Source organism: Corynebacterium auris (assembly GCF_030408575.1).
Classification (GTDB): domain Bacteria; phylum Actinomycetota; class Actinomycetes; order Mycobacteriales; family Mycobacteriaceae; genus Corynebacterium; species Corynebacterium auris.
This window is the reverse complement of sequence record NZ_CP047047.1, coordinates 665,559-684,438: the sequence shown is the minus strand read 5'-3', so window position 1 is coordinate 684,438 and position 18,880 is coordinate 665,559. Positions and strand designations below refer to the sequence as shown.

At 64.0% G+C, this 18,880-nt stretch carries 11 protein-coding genes, 3 rRNA genes and 1 riboswitch; of the genes, 8 read left to right on the top strand and 6 right to left on the bottom strand.

Translation table 11 applies throughout. The annotated features are described in order from the left end of the window. Nucleotides 1-6: 6 nt before the first annotated feature. Nucleotides 7-504 carry a DUF2771 family protein gene (locus CAURIS_RS03290; protein WP_290342802.1) on the top strand — a complete coding sequence of 166 codons (498 nt, stop codon included), beginning with the start codon at nt 7-9 and terminating at the stop codon, nt 502-504. A 15-nt stretch (nt 505-519) separates the two neighbouring features. Here CAURIS_RS03290 and CAURIS_RS03285 read toward each other — a convergent pair whose 3' ends face one another. Then, entirely contained in the window at nt 520-903 is a 384-nt protein-coding gene (locus tag CAURIS_RS03285; RefSeq protein WP_290342801.1) for a cold-shock protein, read from the bottom strand. Between the two features lie 260 nt (nt 904-1,163). Continuing rightward, nucleotides 1,164-1,303: riboswitch (cyclic di-AMP (ydaO/yuaA leader) on the top strand. Nucleotides 1,304-1,310: 7 nt separating this feature from the next. Here CAURIS_RS03285 and CAURIS_RS03280 point away from each other — a divergent pair. Next, nucleotides 1,311-1,940, top strand: a complete 630-nt coding sequence (locus CAURIS_RS03280) for a resuscitation-promoting factor Rpf1 domain-containing protein (protein ID WP_290342800.1) — start codon at nt 1,311-1,313, stop codon at nt 1,938-1,940. A gap of 84 nt (nt 1,941-2,024) precedes the next feature. Here CAURIS_RS03280 and CAURIS_RS03275 read toward each other — a convergent pair whose 3' ends face one another. Then, on the bottom strand, nt 2,025-2,216 hold the full coding sequence (locus CAURIS_RS03275; protein ID WP_290342799.1) for a hypothetical protein: 192 nt from the start codon (nt 2,214-2,216) through the stop codon (nt 2,025-2,027). Between the two features lie 53 nt (nt 2,217-2,269). On the opposite strand from CAURIS_RS03275, the gene CAURIS_RS03270 reads away from it, so the two are divergent. The 6 genes from CAURIS_RS03270 (at nt 2,270) to CAURIS_RS03245 (ending at nt 11,181) form a co-directional block, all read left to right on the top strand. Beyond that, complete coding sequence (locus CAURIS_RS03270; protein ID WP_290342798.1) at nt 2,270-4,291, top strand: helicase-associated domain-containing protein; 2,022 nt, start codon at nt 2,270-2,272, stop codon at nt 4,289-4,291. A gap of 74 nt (nt 4,292-4,365) precedes the next feature. Beyond that, on the top strand, nt 4,366-5,259 hold the full coding sequence (locus tag CAURIS_RS03265) for an ABC transporter ATP-binding protein (RefSeq protein WP_290342797.1): 894 nt from the start codon (nt 4,366-4,368) through the stop codon (nt 5,257-5,259). Continuing rightward, nucleotides 5,256-6,482, top strand: a complete 1,227-nt coding sequence (locus CAURIS_RS03260) for an ABC transporter permease (RefSeq protein ID WP_290342796.1) — start codon at nt 5,256-5,258, stop codon at nt 6,480-6,482. Before CAURIS_RS03265 ends, CAURIS_RS03260 begins: the two co-directional genes overlap by 4 nt. Before the next feature lie 99 nt (nt 6,483-6,581). Further along, nucleotides 6,582-8,216, top strand: coding sequence for a DNA repair helicase XPB (locus CAURIS_RS03255; protein ID WP_290342795.1), 1,635 nt, complete (start codon nt 6,582-6,584; stop codon nt 8,214-8,216). A 10-nt stretch (nt 8,217-8,226) separates the two neighbouring features. Further along, on the top strand, nt 8,227-8,883 hold the full coding sequence (locus CAURIS_RS03250; protein ID WP_353959245.1) for a DUF3239 domain-containing protein: 657 nt from the start codon (nt 8,227-8,229) through the stop codon (nt 8,881-8,883). A 174-nt stretch (nt 8,884-9,057) separates the two neighbouring features. After that, on the top strand, nt 9,058-11,181 hold the full coding sequence (locus tag CAURIS_RS03245; protein ID WP_290342794.1) for a YhgE/Pip family protein: 2,124 nt from the start codon (nt 9,058-9,060) through the stop codon (nt 11,179-11,181). Nucleotides 11,182-11,255: 74 nt separating this feature from the next. On the opposite strand, the gene CAURIS_RS03240 is transcribed toward CAURIS_RS03245, so the two are convergent. The 4 genes from CAURIS_RS03240 to CAURIS_RS03225 form a co-directional block, all read right to left on the bottom strand. Next, entirely contained in the window at nt 11,256-13,082 is a 1,827-nt protein-coding gene (locus CAURIS_RS03240; protein ID WP_290342793.1) for a purple acid phosphatase family protein, read from the bottom strand. Between the two features lie 597 nt (nt 13,083-13,679). Then, nucleotides 13,680-13,797 (bottom strand): 5S ribosomal RNA (rrf, locus tag CAURIS_RS03235). Nucleotides 13,798-13,920: 123 nt separating this feature from the next. Continuing rightward, a 23S ribosomal RNA gene (locus CAURIS_RS03230) occupies nt 13,921-17,005 on the bottom strand. Between the two features lie 344 nt (nt 17,006-17,349). Beyond that, nucleotides 17,350-18,865, bottom strand: a 16S ribosomal RNA gene (locus CAURIS_RS03225). Together the 16S, 23S and 5S rRNA genes form the textbook arrangement of a ribosomal RNA operon. Between the last annotated feature and the right edge of the window lie 15 nt (nt 18,866-18,880).

The window sequence follows — 18,880 nt, the reverse complement described above, 5'->3', positions numbered from 1 at the left end:
ACCGCCATGAGCTCAACCAAGAAGGTGCCCGCCTGGGCGCAGCTGCTCGTCCTTGTCGTGGGCGTCGCCCTCGTCGTGGGCGGCTTCGCGCTCTTCCTTGAGTGGCAGCGCTCCCGGCCCATCACCCCGCCGGGCGAGCTGCGGGTGGAAGTAGCCAACGGGGACTCCGTGCTCCTCGTGGAGCCGTACACCATCTGCGAGCTCGACGAACAGTGCGACGGCGGCGAGCCCCCCAGGTTCGAGCTGGACGAGTCCTCGCCGGTCACCTTCACCCTGCCGGAGGAGATCGCCTCCTCCAGTTGGAAGCTTCTCACCATCTACGACGACCCGGGGGCGAACGAGGAGCAGCTTTTCCAGTCCGGCCAAGCGGAAAACGCCACCGCGGACCCCGTGAAGGACGGCGCGCGCCTCGTCGTCGCCGAGGTCTCCTTCCTCACCGTGGACGCTGCCGCAGGCGGGGAGGAAACCCCCGTGCTGGCAACGTGGTCGGTCGCCTTCGAATAGGACGCGGCCGTTCAGTTAGGCGTCGAGCTCCTTCGCCACGGCACGGAGGATCTCCGCCACCTGGCGCGCTTCCTTGCGCTCGGGGTAGCGCCCGGCGGTCAGTGCCGGCTGGACCTGGGTTTCGATGAGCGTCATGACGTCGGCAAGCATGCTGCCCAGCTCCTCGGGCTTGCGGCGGTGGACGGGGCGCCGCTTCGGCGTTTCGAGCACGGCGACGCGCAGCGCCTGGGGGCCTTTGCGCCCGGCCGCGAAGTCAAACTCAATGCGCTGGCCTGCGACGAGGTCCTCCACGCCTTCGGGCAGGACGGACTTGCTGATAAAGACGTCCTCGTCGCCCGGGTTGGACGCAAAGCCGAAGCCCTTGTCCGCGTCGAACCACTTCACCTTTCCAATCGGCATGTCCGTCCCCTCTTTCTTTTGCGATAAGTCCTGTAAAGACCGCCTATCATACCCGCGCGCGGGGCGGGAGAGAAGAGCAGCCTCCATTGCGCGTGACATAGTTCACACTACGCGCATGACCTGCGAAAACACTGTCATATGGGACGGTTTGATGGCCGTTCCGTGTCGCTTACGTGACTCAATCGTTACAAAGCTATAAAGTGTCGGCCATGCCCATACGGGCGAGACCTTGAGCGGGGCCCGCCGAATCCTGCCCGGCCCCGCGCACGCAACTGAACTTCACAGGGCAGGAGCGGGGAACCCACCGCGCGCCGCGCACGGGGTGAAGCCGCACCGACAGCGGCCTGGCGCCTCCGCCAGAACCCGACAGCTAACTTCGCAGGCGACAACAAGAGAGGACAGACTTCATGGGACGCCACACCAAGCAGACCGTATCTTTTGCCGCCAAGGCACTCGCCGGCACCGCAGCCGCAGCCGCCCTGAGCGGCGTCGTCGCCCCGCAGGCCTCGGCTGCCCCCGACTCCGACTGGGACCGCCTCGCGCAGTGCGAGTCCGGCGGTAACTGGTCCATCAACACCGGCAACGGCTACCACGGCGGCCTGCAGTTCTCCCCCTCCACCTGGGCGGCCTACGGCGGCACCGAGTTCGCCCCGACCGCCAACCTGGCCACCCGCGAGCAGCAGATCGCCGTCGCCGAGCGCACCCTCGCCGGCCAGGGCTGGGGCGCGTGGCCCGCCTGCTCCGCGAAGCTCGGCCTGAACTCCGCCCCCACCCCGCGCAACGTCTCCGCCGCACCGGCGCCTGCCCCCGCCCCCGCCGCGGCACCGAAGCAGCAGTCCACCGAGACTGAGGTCGACGCCCTGTACAAGCAGGTCGTGTCCAAGCTGGCCGAGTACAACATCCACGTACCCGCCGTGGTCCACGACACCTACAAGGCCAACCGCGACAACTACAACGCGTTCTACAACGCCAACAAGCCGCTTATCGACGCCCTCCTCGCGGGCGACGTCGCTGCCGCGCTGGCCGCACTGCGCTAAGCACGGCTCAACGGGCGCTACGCGAAAAACCGCCTGCCCCGGCGTTATCGCCGGGGCAGGCGGTTTACTGCGCTCTGGGCGCGTTTAACGGTTGATGCGCGTGGTGGGGTGGACGTAGCCGGTTTCCTCGTACGGGCGGGGAAGGATCAGGTCGTCCCCGAAGGGGCTGGATGCGCCGGCGAGGGAGGAAGTGATCTCGGTGACGGGGTGGCCCGTGGGAGTGTATTCGGGCCAGGCCGGGTTCTTGCGGCCGATCTTTTCTACGTCTTTAACCATACCCCATATTCTTTCACGTCCGCCGCCAAAACGCACGTACACTCACCCCCATAATGGACGATCTCATCTCCGCCCTCGCCGCGATGTCGGACGAGGAGCTGCGCACGCTCATCCAGGCCCGCCCCGACGCCACCTTTCCCACCCCGCCCTCGCTGGCCGCCCTGACATCGCGGCTGAACCTGCCGGCATCGCTGGCGCGTGCGCTGCGCCGACTCAACGCCGCCGACATCGCGGTGCTGGAAACACTCGTTGACCACGGCGCGGAGCTCGACCCCGTCAGCGCCGCACACCTCGAAGGCCTCCCCGTCGACGCCGCGGCGAGCGTGGCAAAGCTGCGCGCGTGGGGGCTCGTCTACGGCGAAAGCGGCCTGCGGGTCGCGCCCGGCGCGCTGGCCGGGCTGCCCCCGGGATGGCGCATCCTCGACCGCGCGCCGGAGGGGCTCACCGCACAGGTGGAGGCGCTCGATGCCGAGTCCCGCAGCGTCCTGGAGAGGCTGGCGCAGGCTGGCGGTGTCGGCATGATGCGCTCTTTGAACCCGACGGTGCGCTCCCTCATCGACGCCGACCTTCTCGTCCTGCAGGGCCCGAACACCGTACGCCTGCCCCGGCCCGTGCGCGAGGCGCTGCGCGGCGAACAGCCGCGCGAGTACCCCCTCGCCCCACCGCCCACCGACCCCGTGGACCAGCAGGCGGTGGACCGAGAAGCCGCCGCCCAGGGCCTCGACGCCGTGCGCGAGACGCGGCAGCTGCTGGTGCGGCTGCTTGCCGAACCGCTGCCGCTGAACAAGGACTCCACCGTCGGGGTGCGCTCCCTCCAGGGCCTGAAGAAGCAGCTCGGCTTCGACCCCTCGCTCGTGATGACCACCGGCGAGGCCGCGGGGATCCTCGGACGCGGCGACGATGACGCCGAGCGCCCGGTCCTCGCCGCCACGCGCGAGGGACTGCTCTGGCTCGACGCGCCGCTGGCGCAGCAGTGGGCGCTCCTTTTGAGCGCCTGGGTCGCCTCCCCCTGGCGCATCGACACGGACGCCCGGCTTTTCGACGACACCACGCACGCCCCCGGCCTCAACAGCGCGCGGGCGACGGTTGTCGAGGACCCCGCCTCGCTGTTCTACCGCGCCCCGGTGGTGGCCGCCGGTATGTCGGAGGACTTCATCGAGGCTGCTGTGCGCGAGGCGCACCACTTTGGCGCGCTCGGCGGCGAGCACGCCTCCACTCCCCTGCGCGCTCTCTTGGCAGGCGGCGACGTCGTGGCCTCCGCGGGGGAGCTCGTACCGCCGGAGGTCGAGGAGGTCATCGCGCAGGCCGACCTGACGCTTCTCATCCCGGGCCCTCCCACCCCCGACACGGCGCGCGCTGTGGAGGCCTTCGCCGACCTCGAGTCGCCGGGGCTCGCCAGCGTCTACCGCATCTCCGAGGCCTCGCTGCGCCGCGCCCTCGGCGCCGGGTGGGGCGCTCGCGAGCTGCACGAGTGGCTCTCCCAGCACTGCATCGGGCAGGTTCCCCAGGCGCTGAGCTTCCTCATCGACGACGTCGCCCGCAACCACGGGGCGTTGCGCGCCGGGGCGGCGCTGAGCTACGTGCGCACCGAGGACCCGGCACTTTTGGCAAGGGCGGCGGGGGTGGTGGTGTCGCTACGCGTGCTCGCACCCACCGTGGCCGTCTCGGAGCTGCCGCTTGCGAAGCTCATGGCCGAACTGCGCGCGGCCGGGCTCCAGCCGAGCGCGGAGGACTCCACCGGGGCCGTGCTCAATGTCGCACCGGACCCGGTGCTGGTGCGCGCCACCCCCGCGCGCCTGCCCCGCACCCCGGCCCCGCGCGACACCGAGGAGGTGCTGCGCGCGCTGCGCACGCGCGGCGAGGCGCCGACAACGGACGCGCTGGGCATCATCCGCGCCGCCGCCAGGGCGCGGCACCGGGTCACCCTCGGGTTCGTGGACAGCGCCGGGGCACAAAGAACCCTGACCATCGTGCCGTTCAGCGTCACCGCGGGCCAGCTCGACGGACAGGACGTGGACAGCGGGCGCGTCGTGCGGGTACCCCTGGCGCGGGTAACGGCGGCCGAGCCGCTGTAGGTGAGCGGCGCTGGCGACTTTGTTATCCTTGCCTTAGCTTTCTCGCCGCCCCCTACCCTTATGGAGATCCCCGCATGCCCACTCTGGACGTCAATAACCTGCATAAACGCTTCGGCGAGGTGCAGGCCCTTACCGGGATGAGTCTGAGCGTGCGCCCCGGCGAGGTCTACGGTTTCGTCGGCTCCAACGGCGCCGGGAAGTCCACCACCATGCGCATCGCGCTCGGCGTCCTCTCCGCCGACGAGGGCGAGGTGCTTTTCGACGGCACCCCGTTGAACAACGACACCCGCCGCCGCATCGGCTACATGCCGGAAGAACGCGGCCTCTACAGCAAGGACGCGATTTTGGAGCAGCTGGTCTTCTTCGCCCGGCTGCACGGGCTGCAGCGGAAGGAGGCCACCGCGAACGCCACCGCACTGCTGGAAGAACTCGGCCTCGCCGAGCGCGCGGACGACCCCCTCGAATCGCTGTCCTTAGGCAACCAGCAGCGGGTGCAACTGGCGGCGAGCCTGGTCCACGACCCGGACATCCTCATCCTGGACGAGCCCTTTTCGGGCCTCGATCCCGTCGCCGTCGACACGATGAGCTCGATGCTGGTCGCCAGGGCCCGCTCCCGCAACATCCCCGTTTTGTTCTCCTCCCACCAGCTCGACCTGGTGCAAAGGCTGTGCGACCGCGTCGGCATCGTCTCCGCGGGCGCCATGGTGGCCGAGGGCACTGTCGCGGAGCTGCGCTCCCGCGGCCCGTTGCGCTTCGAGGTGCGCACCCGCGCCCGCGGCTGGTACCCGGACGGCGTGAACGTGGTATCCGAGGAGGAGGACAGCGTTGTCCTGGAACCGCAGGACAACGCCGAACCCGACGTTGACCAGCGCATCCTCCAGGCCGCCCTGGCGGCCGGGCCGGTGCGTTCCTTCTCGCCCGTCGCACCCGATCTCACCGACCTGTTCAAGGAGGCTGTCCAGCCGTGAAAGACCTGCCGCCCTACTCCCCGATCGGCGCCGCCGCGACGACGGCCGAGCGCGAGATCCGCGGCCTCGCGCGGAGCAAATCAACCTGGTTCGCGCTGCTGTTCCAGCTCGTCGTCATCGTCGCTGCGGTCGCCTTCATCTCCTGGCAGGTCGACCAGGACCCGCCGGAGGCAACACGCTTGGCCGTCGCGGGCGTGCCCGCCGAGCCCTTCGAAGACGCCGGGGCCCAGGCCGACGAGGTGGCGGACCGCGCCGCCGCGGAGCAACAGGTGAGAGACGGCGAGGCCGACGCCGCTGTCGTGGGCACCGATACTGGCTGGGATCTGTTGGCCAACGGTACGCCCTCCCCGACCGTCGCAGCGCTGGTCGCCATCGTCGCCGACGAATACTCGACGGCACAGGCTCTGGACGCCTTCGGCCTCAGCGCGGACGAATTCGCTGCCGCGGCGCCGGACACCGAGATCACCACCGTGGACCTGACGGAGCCTCAGGCGGGGTCCGAGTCGGGGCCGGAGGAGGAATCCGAGGGAAGTTCCAGAAGCGCCGCTGAACTCGCCCGCCTCGTCACCGCGCTCGGCGTGACGCTTCTGCTCATGGTGACCGTGATCTTCTTCTGCGTGAAGGTGGGCAACAGGGTGGCCACCGAGAAGGACTCCCACGTCGTCGAGCTGCTGTTGACCACGGTCCGGCCGTTCGACTTTCTGCTGGGCAAGATTCTCGGCAACTTTGCCATGGCCTTTATCAGCGGCGCCATCGTCATCGCGGTGACGGCGGGCGCACTCGCCCTCAGCGGGGTCACAGACGCTGTGCCCTTCGACTGGTCGATCCTTCCGCTCATGCTCATCCCCTTCTCCTTGTCCCTGCTGTTCTTCAGCACCCTTTACGCCGCGGCGGGTGCCATGGTGAAGCGTTTGGAGGACCTGGAGGCGACGCAGGTGCCCATTCTCATCCTCCTCATCGCCTCCCTGTACGTCCCCTTCTTCGGCTGGTCCGCCACGGACCAGACATGGATGCAGGTGCTCAGCTGGATTCCGCCGTTTTCCATCTTCTCCGCGCCGATCAGCTACGCGGCCGGGGACATGCCGCCGCTGCAGCTCGCGGCCTCCCTCGCCGTTTCGCTCGTCGCGTCGCTCGCCGTGACCTGGCTGGCCGCGCGTATCTACCGCGGCACCATCTTGAACAACGGTTCCAAGTTCTCCTGGGGCCGGGCACTACGCGCCTAGCGCCCGGCAGGAGCATAATGGGTGGTCTTCCCCGAGATTAGGAACCGGGATCAGGAACCGGGATCACGAACGGGGATCAGGAACGGAGAAAGGAACCCAGTGCCCGACGGCCCGCTCATCGTTCAATCGGACAAGACCGTGCTTTTGGAGACCGCCCACCCCCAGGCCGGCCTCGCCCGGGCCGCGCTCGCCCCGTTCGCGGAACTCGAGCGCGCCCCCGAGCACGTCCACACCTACCGGATCACTCCCTTAGCGCTGTGGAACGCCCGCGCCGCCGGCTTCGACGCGGAGACCGCAGTAGACGTGCTCGAGCGCTACTCGCGCTTCCCGGTGCCGCAGCCGCTGCTTATCGACGTCGCGGAGACGATGGCCCGCTACGGCCGCGTCAGCCTGGTCAAGCACCCGGCCCACGGCCTCATCCTGGAGGCCGACGAGGCCGTGCTGCTCACCGAGATCACGCGCCACAAGAAGATCCGCCCGCTGCTGGGCCAGGCGATCGACGAGACCACCATCGCCGTGCACCCCTCCGAGCGCGGGCGGATTAAACAGGAGCTGACCAAGATCGGCTGGCCCGTCGACGACCGCGCCGGCTACGTCGACGGCGAGGCCCACCCGATCGCACTGGACACCAATGGCTGGCAGCTGCGCGACTACCAGCAGTACGCCACCGAGGCCTTCTGGCAGGGCGGCTCCGGAGTTGTCGTTTTGCCCTGCGGGGCCGGCAAGACGGTGGTGGGTGCCGCCTCGATGGCCCAGGCGCAGACCACCACCCTCATCCTGGTCACCAACACGGTGGCTGGCAGGCAGTGGCGCGACGAGCTTGTGCGCCGCACAACGCTCACCCCGGAGGAGATCGGCGAGTACTCCGGGGAAAAGAAGGAGATCCGCCCGGTGACCATCGCGACGTATCAGGTGGTCACCCGCAAGACCAAGGGAGAGTACAAGGCGCTGGAGCTTTTCGATTCGCGCGACTGGGGCCTCATTATCTACGACGAGGTCCATCTCCTGCCCGCCCCTGTGTTCCGGATGGCCGCGGACCTGCAGTCGCGCCGGCGCCTCGGGCTGACGGCGACGTTGGTGCGCGAGGACGGCCGGGAGGAGGACGTGTTCTCGCTCATCGGACCGAAGCGCTACGACGCCCCCTGGAAAGAACTGGAGATGGCGGGCTACATCGCCACCGCCGAGTGCGTGGAGGTGCGCACCACGCTCAACGAGGACGAACGCCTCGCCTACGCCACCGCCGAGACGCGCGAGCGCTACCGGGTGGCTGCGTGTTCGGCGGGCAAGCTGCGGGGCGTCGATAAGCTTCTGCGAAAGCACGCGGACCAGCAGGTCCTCATCATTGGGGCCTTCATCGAGCAGCTGGAGAAGATCGCGCAGCGCACGGGCGCGCCGCTTGTCGACGGGAAAACGAGCACGAAGAAGCGCGAGGAGGCCTTCGCCGCCTTCCGCTCGGGTGAGATCCGGACGCTGGTGGTGTCGAAGGTGGCGAACTTCTCCATCGACCTTCCTGAGGCGGCCGTGGGGATCCAGGTCTCGGGGACCTTCGGCTCGCGGCAGGAGGAGGCGCAGCGGCTCGGACGGCTACTGCGCCCGAAACACGACGGCACCGAGGCGCGTTTTTACACCATCGTCGCCCGCGACACCCTCGACGCGGAATACGCGCTGCACCGGCAGCGCTTCCTCGCGGAACAGGGTTACGCCTACCGGCTCGTCGACGAGGACGACCTATAGAATCGTCCACATGAGCGAGATGAAGGTGTTCCAATTCGACGTGGACGAGGCGTACGCGAAGCAGCACAACGAGATGCTGCGCGACACCCGCTACCTCGTCATCTCGGGGGTCGCGCTCTTCGTGCTCTGCCTCGTCGGCGCCGTGGCGGTGTGGTTTTTCGTCGACCCCGCCTCGCCCTGGCGCCTCCTCGGCTCTCTCGGCCTCGCGCTGTTCGGCGTCATGATGCTCATCGTCGGTCTGCTCATCCCCCGCTCCGTGGGCACGGCGCAGTCCCTCTACAGCGCCCACCCCCTCGCCCCGGCCATCATCGCCGAGCACAAGGGAACCGACTACACGCTGCTCGCGCTGGTGAACACGACGGTGGACCCGGACGAGCCAGCCCAGTGGGCGCTTACCACGCAGAACGTGCGTTCGCTGCCACACACCCCGGAGACCGTGGGCGCAAAGGTCCCGGTCGCGGCCGTCGGGGGGCGCCGCTCGGTTCACGAAAAGGGCCGCTGGCAGGTCATCACCCCCATGCCTATTGCCTGGGGCACCCCCAACACCGCGGTGGTGGACGCCGCGAAGAAGGCCGTGCCGCGCGAGCAGTGGCACATCCTTGATCAGGCCCGCCCCCGGCTCGGGGAGGTCAAGGGGGCAAAGAACCGCCTCCTGCCGCTGGAGTAACGGCCCAGGTCACCGCGTTTTGTGACCCGCGATACAATTTTTTCCGGAATATTCCCCGATTCACTTCCAATCCGGACCATTTTTCGATTAATTTAGTTTCCTAAGCAAAAAGCGACCCGCCGGCTATATCAGTTATTGATCACAACGGCGGGTGTGATGTGAAAGGAAACGGCTTTGTCGACGTCCACCACCGCACCTTCTTCGGGAGGCAGGTTCCACCGCGTCCTGGACTGGCGCCCCGCCAGCATCCTGGCGCGCATTCTCATCGTCCTCGCCCTCGTCGTCCCGTTGCTCATCTCGGCGACCTACATGTGGGCCATGTGGGACCCCAGCAAGACCCTGCCCAACGTCCCCCTCGCCATCGTCAACGAGGACGAGGGGGCCGAGAACAACGGCGAGTTCATGGCGGTCGGCGACCAGGTGGTCCAGGGCCTGCTTGAAACCGAATACCTGGACTTCCGGGAGACCGACGCCGAGGAGGCGCGCCTGGGCCTGACCAAGGGCGACTACCTCTTCGTGGTCACCATCCCCAAGGACTTCTCCGCGCGGACCGTCTCCCTCATCTCCGATAACCCGCAGCAGTCCGAGGTCCGGGTCGACTACAACGACTACGGCGGGACAAACGGCGCCGTCCTTACCGCCGGCCTCGTCCCCCAGCTGCAGGCTGAGATCGCAGCGCAGATCACCGAGACCTACGCCAACGAAACGCTCTCCGGCATGAACCAGCTTGGCGACGGCATCCGCCGCGCCGCCGACGGCGCCACCCAGATCGACGACGGCCTCGGCCGCCTCCAGGACGGTACCGGACGCGCGGTCGACGGTATCGGCCAGCTCGACAACGGTGCCACCCAGCTCAACGACGGCGCCAGCCAGCTCGACAACGGCGCCACGGAGCTCAACAACGGCGCCGGGCAGCTCAACGACGGCGCGAAACGGCTCGAGGCCGGCGCCCACGAGCTGAGCGACGGCATGGTCACCCTGAAGGACGGCACCCGCCAGCTTGGCGACGGCGCCGCCCAAATCGACGGCGGTGTCCAGCAGCTCACCGGCACACTGATCCCGCTTCTGGAGCGCGTCCAGGGCGTCGTCGGCCAGGCCGGCCCCATCGTGGACACCCTCTACGCGGTGGGCCTGACCGCGCAGGCCGATCAGCTTGCCGGCACCCTGTCCAAGCTCGATCCCGCCAACGCCGAGAACATGGTGGCGCAGCTGAACCGCCTGCGCGACGGCACGGCGGAGCTGAGCTGGAACCTCAACAGCCCCGAGGCCCCCTACCTCGACGGCGTGAACCGCCTCCTCGACGGCTCCCAGCAGCTCGCCGACGGCTCCACCGAGCTGCGCTCGGGCACCGACCAACTACTCGACGGCACGGTGCGGCTGAAGGACGGCACCGTCCAGCTCAAGGACGGCACGGTGCGGCTGAAGGACGGCACCGTCCAGCTCGTCGACGGCGGCGCACAGCTCAGCGACGGCGTCGCCCAGCTCAAGGACGGTTCCACCGAGCTTTCGGACAAGCTCGTCGAGGGCGCCGAGAACGCCCCGGTCGTGTCCAAGCTGTCCGATTCGGCGCGCCAGATGGCTGTTCCGATCATCTTCGAGGAAGCCAATATGCACCCGACGCAGGCGGTTGTCGACGAGTCCAACCCCACCGTCAAGACCGTCGAAAGCGGTTTCTCCCTCATCATCATGCTCATCTTCGGGTACCTCGTCATGGCCGTCCTGTCCGCGCTGCTGCCCCACATCGTGGGCCGCCGCTCCGACAGCCGTACCGACGCCGGCCCCGTCCTGCGCGCCTTCGGCCTGATCTTCCTGATCAACCTGGGTGTGCTCGCCGTGTTCACCGCCATCTCGGTGATTACCGGGTGGCGCCCGGACAACTGGGCCACGATGGCGCTCGTTGTCGCGCTCATCGCCGCGAACGGTGCGGCTCTGTTCCAGTTCTTCCGCGTCCTCTTCGGCCGCCTCGTCGGCGGGTTGTTCTCCATCGAGTTCTTCGCCCTCGGCTTGTTCGTCTTCGGCGGCGTCTGGCCGCTGCCGACGATCCCGGGCCCGCTGCAGTTCTTCCACGCCCTGCACCCGATGAGCTACGCGCGCTACGCCTTCATCCGCGCCACCGACGGAATCTACGACAGCACTTTCTGGGTCGCGCTCGTGGTTCTGCTCGCGTTCATTGTGGTGCCGCTGATCGCCTCGGTGGTTATCTACAACGCCCGCCGCCACGGCGCCGCCGAGGAGCTGGAGGAGGACCGCCGCGAGAAGCGCCTCGGCGAGGAGCCGCTGACCTCCGTGACCTACTAAGTACCCCGGGGACACTCCATCACCACAGAAAAGCCGGGCAACAGCCCGGCTTTTCTGCGCGCGTCGTGCGTAAGTTACTCCTTCGTGATGCCGTAGGAGTTGTACAGCGTGACTTCGCGGTCCTCGCCGTTGTGCAGGTCGCCTTCGACTTGGTAGAAGTCGATCTTAAAGGTGGTCGGCGTGACCGAGTAGACCGCAAAGCTCTGGATGGTGGACTGCCGGTAGTTCTCGTGCTTGTGGTCGAACTTGGGGCTGTCCTCCGGCTGCTCCGCGACGTCGAAGAGGCTGTTCCACAGGTCAACGTCGTCCTGGGTCATCCAGTCCAGCTTCGGGCGGACGTTGTGCACGTGGTCGGCGCCCTTCTGGTAGATCGCGTCGTAGGTCTTGGTGCCGGAGGTGTTCGGGATGACGTAGGTGACCCCGTCCGGGTTGACGTGGTGCTCCACGCCGTCGATGTCGCGCTTCTCGGTCTCCTCGACCTCTCCGTAGGAGAAGTTATCGGGGCTGTACGTCAACGACTTGGTACGGGTCAGGTTGTGGTCGTGGCCCTGGAGGACGATGTCGACATCGAGCTCGTCGGCCATCTGCACGAACTCCTCGCGGGTGACCTGGACGTCTTCGTCCTGCAACGAGTGGTAGGACGCGGAGTACACCGGCTTGTGGTAGGCCAGGATGATCCAGTTGGCGCCGTTCTCACGCGCCTGGCGGATGTCTTCCTTCGCCCATTCCATCTGTTCGCGGCCAACGGCGCCCTGGTCCGGGTTGTCCTCGGACTCCTTGTTGTCGTTGGTGTTCATCACCACGAAGTGGGCACCGGAGTAGTCGAAGGAGTAGTAGGAGCCACCGTCGATCTTGTCGTTGGTGACGGGAACGTTGGTGTGCTCGTTGAACGAGGTCTCGTGAACGCCGTCCTCCCAGCGCAGGTTGTACTCGTCGTGGTTGCCGGGGGTGTAGGCGTGCGGCAGGTTCAGGTTGGCGTCGCGCGAGGCGTTCAGGTTGTCCACCCACTCGTCCTCCACTGCGGCCGTCTCGACGAAATCGCCGGTGTGCAGCGCGAAGTTCGCGTCCGGGGCGACCTCCATCGCGTGCTCGAGGGTGTCGGCGCCGTAGGCGGCCTCGTTGTTGACGTGCTCGTTCCAGTACGCGTTCTGGGTATCCGTGTAGTGGATAAACTGGAAGGACTCCTCGTTAGGGTCCGAGGTGGTGAAGCTACCGGTCTCGGAGAAACCCTCGGACTCGGAGCCGACCTGAAAGTAGTAGGTGGTGCCCGGCTGCAGGCCGGTAGCGGTCGCCTTATTGGAGTGCTCGGTGACGTCGACGAGCGACAGGTGCGCGAGCTTCGAGCCCTCCGAGGTCCACTGCGAGTTCTCGCGATCGATCTGCTCGTCGGTGAAGTAGCCCTGGATCTCCTCGGGGTTGCCCTGGTCGTCGACAAGCATGTCCCCTTCCTCGTCGAAGGTGACGGCGGCGTAGATGTAGTAGCCGTCTTCGTCGCGCTCCGCGTAGCGGTTGGTCACCTCGGTGGCCTCGGCGACGAACTCCATCGCGCTGGACATGTCCTCCTGCTCGGAGACGCGCAGCATCGAATCCTCGAGGGCGTCCTTGGTGTACCAGTTGAAGCCCATCTCCGTGGAGGTGTCCTCCATGAGGTTCATGGCGATGCGATCGGGTTCGTTGTCGACCTCAACCTCGGCGACCGCCGGCTTCGTGTCCTGCAACTCGATGAGGTCCAGCCCGTTTTCCTCCCCGTACACCGGGTCGACCTCGACGGCCTCGGTCTCCGTCACCGTCTCCTCAGCTTGGTTCTCTGTGTCCTCCCCTTCATCGGCGCACGCCGCAAGGAACAGCGCTGAGCCGGTGAGGAGAGCAATCGTTTTCACGTACTTGGATTTCGTAAACACGTTAGGCCCTTCACAAAGTTATTGCCGAGCTTTTCACTTTTGTTCACTCGGCCCGGTCGCCCCCCACCGTAGAGTGAACGAGCGAACTGGCGGTGGCCACGAAGTTAACCCCGCTCAATTCCAAATAACATTCCCATAACTTTGTCCAAGCGCACGAGGTGCTTCACGACGCCCCCCCCCCCGGCCCCGCACGACTCGCGCGTCCTACCAGCGGCGTGGGCTTAGCCCGGCACCGATGACGTGTCACTTCAGCCCCAAAATGGTCGACCGCAGGGCGCTCTTTACGAGGAGCGCTGACGTGCTAGCGGTTTTTGGGAGCGACCGCCGTATCACGAACAAGACCAGCGCGCTCCTCGTGTTGCATCGAGGTTTCCTTCAGCGCGCCAATGATGAACGTGTCCCCACGGTGCGTGGTTTCGGTGAGGAGGACTTTTCCGCACCGATGCTTCTGTGCGCGGTGGGCCTTTCTTTTACCGACCCGCTCTCAGGTGAAAACGTTAGCGTGTCGACACCCGGCTACGCGGGGTGAGACACAACAAAAGGCAGCGGTCACCCGGTTGGGGTTTTCCGCTGCCTTGTGTTTTTGTGAAGTTGTTGGGTCGGCGGTAACTTACTCTCCCACCCCCTCCCGGGGGCAGTACCATCAGCGCGGGCGGGCTTAGCTTCCGGGTTCGGAATGGGTCCGGGCGTTTCCCCGCCGCCATCAACCACCGACACAGTCGTGGGACTCTATGAACACCATGATGTGTTTTTTGTTGGCCCGCGTGTGTATAGGGGTGGTGTGTCAGATACTGCATAGTGGACGCGTGCACGGTTCGTCGTGTTCTTTTTGTTTGGGTTGTGTTGGTTTTTGGTGTATTAGTACCGGTCACCTTCACGCATTGCTGCGTGTCCAGATCCGGCCTATCAACCCCATCGTCTGTGGGGAACCTCGAATGAAACCTCATCTTAAAACAGGCTTCCCGCTTAGATGCTTTCAGCGGTTATCCCTTCCGTACGTAGCCAACCAGCCGTGCTCCTGGCGGAACAACTGGCACACCAGAGGTACGTCCGTCCCGGTCCTCTCGTACTAGGGACAGCCTTCTTCAAGTTTCAACGCGCGCGGCGGATAGAGACCGAACTGTCTCACGACGTTCTGAACCCAGCTCGCGTGCCGCTTTAATGGGCGAACAGCCCAACCCTTGGGACCTACTCCAGCCCCAGGATGCGACGAGCCGACATCGAGGTGCCAAACCATCCCGTCGATATGGACTCTTGGGGAAGATCAGCCTGTTATCCCCGGGGTACCTTTTATCCGTTGAGCGACACCACATCCACAAGTAGGTGCCGGATCACTAGCCCCGACTTTCGTCCCTGCTCGACTAGCCAGTCTCGCAGTCAAGCTCCCTTGTGCACTTACACTCGCCACCTGATTGCCAACCAGGCTGAGGGAACCTTTGGGCGCCTCCGTTACTCTTTGGGAGGCAACCGCCCCAGTTAAACTACCCACCAGGCACTGTCCCCAACCCAGATCATGGGCCAAGGTTAAGGTATCCACTACGGTCAGAGTGGTATTTCAACAACGACTCCACAACCACTAGCGTAGCCGCTTCACAGTCTCCCACCTATCCTACACAAACCGCACCGAACACCAATACCAAGCTATAGTGAAGGTCCCGGGGTCTTTTCGTCCTGCCGCGCGAAACGAGCATCTTTACTCGTACTGCAATTTCACCGGGCCTGTGGTTGAGACAGCAGGGGAGTCGTTACGCCATTCGTGCAGGTCGGAACTTACCCGACAAGGAATTTCGCTACCTTAGGATGGTTATAGTTACCACCGCCGTTTACTGGGGCTTAAATTCTCCGCTTCGACCACAAACGGCCTAACAGGTCCTCTTAACCTTCCAGCACCGGGCAGGCGTCAGTCCATATACATCAACGTGAAGTCTTCGCATGGACCTGTGTTTTTGATAAACAGTCGCTCCCCTCTATTCTCTGCGACCACACACAGCACCACCACCGTACAAGCAGCGCACCGCACATGGTCCCCCTTCTCCCGAAGTTACGGGGGTAATTTGCCGAGTTCCTTAACCACAGTTCACCCGACCGCCTTAGTATTCTCTACCTGACTACCTGTGTCGGTTTCGGGTACGGGCCGTGTACACACTCGCTAGAGGCTTTTCTCGACAGCATAGGATCACCACCATCACCCACCAGGGGCTACGCATCACGCCTCACACATAAAGGGCCCCGCATTTCACAAAGGCCCGTGCCACACGCTTACACCGCAATCCATTAAACGGCGTGGCTACCTTCCTGCGTCACCCCATCACTGCACTACTACGGATCAGGCCCCACATCACACCACACCACACACAACCAAAGGCCGTGTAAATAGTACAGCGCAACATGGTTAGTATCACCGCCTCGCACTTGGGCGCGTATACACGGGTACGGGAATATCAACCCGTTAACCATCGACTACGCCTGTCGGCCTCGCCTTAGGACCCGACTCACCCTGGGAAGACGAACTTGACCCAGGAACCCTTAGTCATCCGGCGGATAAGATTCTCACTTACCACTCGTTACTCATGCCTGCATTCTCACTCGCACACAGTCCACAACCCCTTACGGTACTGCTTCACCCCATGCACGACGCTCCCCTACCCAAACACACCACAAGGTGTGCCTGCCGCGGCTTCGGCGGTGTACTTGAGCCCCACTGAATTGTCGGCGCGGAACCACTCGACCAGTGAGCTATTACGCACTCTTTCAAGGATGGCTGCTTCTAAGCCAACCTCCTGGCTGTCTTCGCGATCCCACATCCTTTTCCACTTAGTACACCCTTAGGGGCCTTAACCGGCGATCTGGGCTGTTTCCCTCTCGACTATGAAGCTTATCCCCCACAGTCTCACTGCCATGCACCACTTCAACCGGCATTCGGAGTTTGGCTGACATTGCTAAGATGATAGTCCCGCTCAACCAACCAGTAGCTCTACCTCCGGCAAGCTAACATGACGCTGCACCTAAATGCATTTCGGGGAGAACCAGCTATCACGGAGTTTGATTGGCCTTTCACCCCTACCCACAACTCATCCCCTCAGTTTTCAACCTAAGTGGGTTCGCGCCTCCACAACCTCTTACAGCTGCTTCACACTGGCCATGGGTAGATCACCCCGCTTCGGGTCCAGGACATGCCACTAACAACACCCCATGAGGATTCGCTTTCGCTACGACTACCCCACCAACGGGTTAACCTCGCGACATGCCGCTGACTCGCAGGCTCATTCTTCAAAAGGCACGCCATCACACACAAGAGATGCTCTGACGGATTGTAAGCGCACGGTTTCAGGAACTATTTCACTCCCCTCCCGGGGTACTTTTCACCATTCCCTCACGGTACTATCCACTATCGGTCACACTGAGTATTTAGGCTTACCGGGTGGTCCCGGCAGATTCACAACAGATTCCACGAGCCCGCTGCTACTCGGGAAACACAAAACGCCTCCATGCATGCCTTCACGTACAGGGGCTCTCACCCACTACGGCGCACCATCCCAGGCAACTTCCGCTAACACACACACAAACGCGCAGACATGACAGTGCCTGCCCATGCATCCCCACAACCCCACATGCGCAACCCCTGCCAGGTATCACACACACATGGTTTAGCCTCATCCGCCTTCGCTCGCCACTACTAACGGAATCACACTTGTTTTCTTCTCCTACGGGTACTGAGATGTTTCACTTCCCCGCGTCAACCCCCACACAGACTATGAATTCACCTGCGGGTAACACCACACAACCGGTGCCAGGTTTCCCCATTCGGACATCCTCGGATCAACGCTCAGTTGGCAACTCCCCGAGGCTTAACGCAGCCTCACACGTCCTTCATCGGCTCAGCATGCCAAGGCATCCACCGTACGCCCTTGAACAACAAACACAACACAAAAAACACAAGAATAAAGATGCTCGCGTCCACTATACAGTTCTCACACACCACACCCACACCCCCGCACCACCACACAACAGCAGCAGCACACAAGAGCGCAAGCCATGAAACAACACACAACGCGTGAAGTCCCAGACACCCAACAGCGCACCAACACACTCACAATGCTTGCAGGAACAGGTCGCACACCACCCACACAACGCGCGAAACCTATCCTTCCGCGCCGGCATGTGTCCACCCGGACTTTACAAACAGTGGCAGCACCACACACGGGCACTCAACCACCCACACCCCACAAAACCCTTGCAGGGCACACAAAAAACAAAAACTCCTTAGAAAGGAGGTGATCCAGCCGCACCTTCCGGTACGGCTACCTTGTTACGACTTCGTCCCAATCGCCGATCCCACCTTCGACAGCTCCCATGACAGGCCACTGGCTTCGGGTGTTACCAACTTTCATGACGTGACGGGCGGTGTGTACAAGGCCCGGGAACGTATTCACCGCAGCGTTGCTGATCTGCGATTACTAGCGACTCCGACTTCATGGGGTCGAGTTGCAGACCCCAATCCGAACTACGACCGGCTTTCTAGCGATTAGCTCCACCTCACAGTATCGCACACGCGCTGTACCGACCATTGTAGCATGTGTGAAGCCCTGGACATAAGGGGCATGATGATTTGACGTCATCCCCACCTTCCTCCGAGTTAACCCCGGCAGTCTCTCATGAGTCCCCAACCAAATGCTGGCAACATAAGACAAGGGTTGCGCTCGTTGCGGGACTTAACCCAACATCTCACGACACGAGCTGACGACAACCATGCACCACCTGCACACCAGCCACAAAGGGAAAGACCATCTCTGGCCCGATCCAGTGCATGTCAAGCCCAGGTAAGGTTCTTCGCGTTGCATCGAATTAATCCACATGCTCCGCCGCTTGTGCGGGCCCCCGTCAATTCCTTTGAGTTTTAGCCTTGCGGCCGTACTCCCCAGGCGGGGCGCTTAATGCGTTAGCTACGGCACGAACCCCGTGGAAGAGGCTCACACCTAGCGCCCACCGTTTACGGCATGGACTACCAGGGTATCTAATCCTGTTCGCTACCCATGCTTTCGCTCCTCAGCGTCAGTTACTGCCCAGAGACCTGCCTTCGCCATCGGTGTTCCTCCTGATATCTGCGCATTTCACCGCTACACCAGGAATTCCAGTCTCCCCTACAGCACTCAAGTTATGCCCGTATCGCCTGCAGTCCCACAGTTAAGCCATGGACTTACACAAACGACGCGACAAACCACCTACGAGCTCTTTACGCCCAGTAATTCCGGACAACGCTCGCACCCTACGTATTACCGCGGCTGCTGGCACGTAGTTAGCCGGTGCTTCTTATCCAGGTACCGTCACAAAACGCTTCGTCCCTGGCGAAAGGAGTTTACAACCCGAAGGCCGTCATCCCCCACGCGGCGTCGCTGCATCAGGCTTGCGCCCATTGTGCAATATTCCCCACTGCTGCCTCCCGTAGGAGTCTGGGCCGTATCTCAGTCCCAATGTGGCCGTACACCCTCTCAGGCCGGCTACCCGTCGACGCCTTGGTAGGCCATTACCCCACCAACAAGCTGATAGGCCGCGAGCTCATCCCATACCGCAAAAGCTTTCCACCACCAGCACCAACCAGCAGTCCTATCCAGTATTAGACCCAGTTTCCCAGGCTTATCCCGAAGTACAGGGCAGATCACCCACGTGTTACTCACCCGTTCGCCACTCGAGTACCCCCGCAAGCGGGAGCCTTTCCGTTCGACTTGCATGTGTTAAGCACGCCGCCAGCGTTCATCCTGAGCCAGGATCAAACTCTCCACAAAAAGTTTCGACAAGAA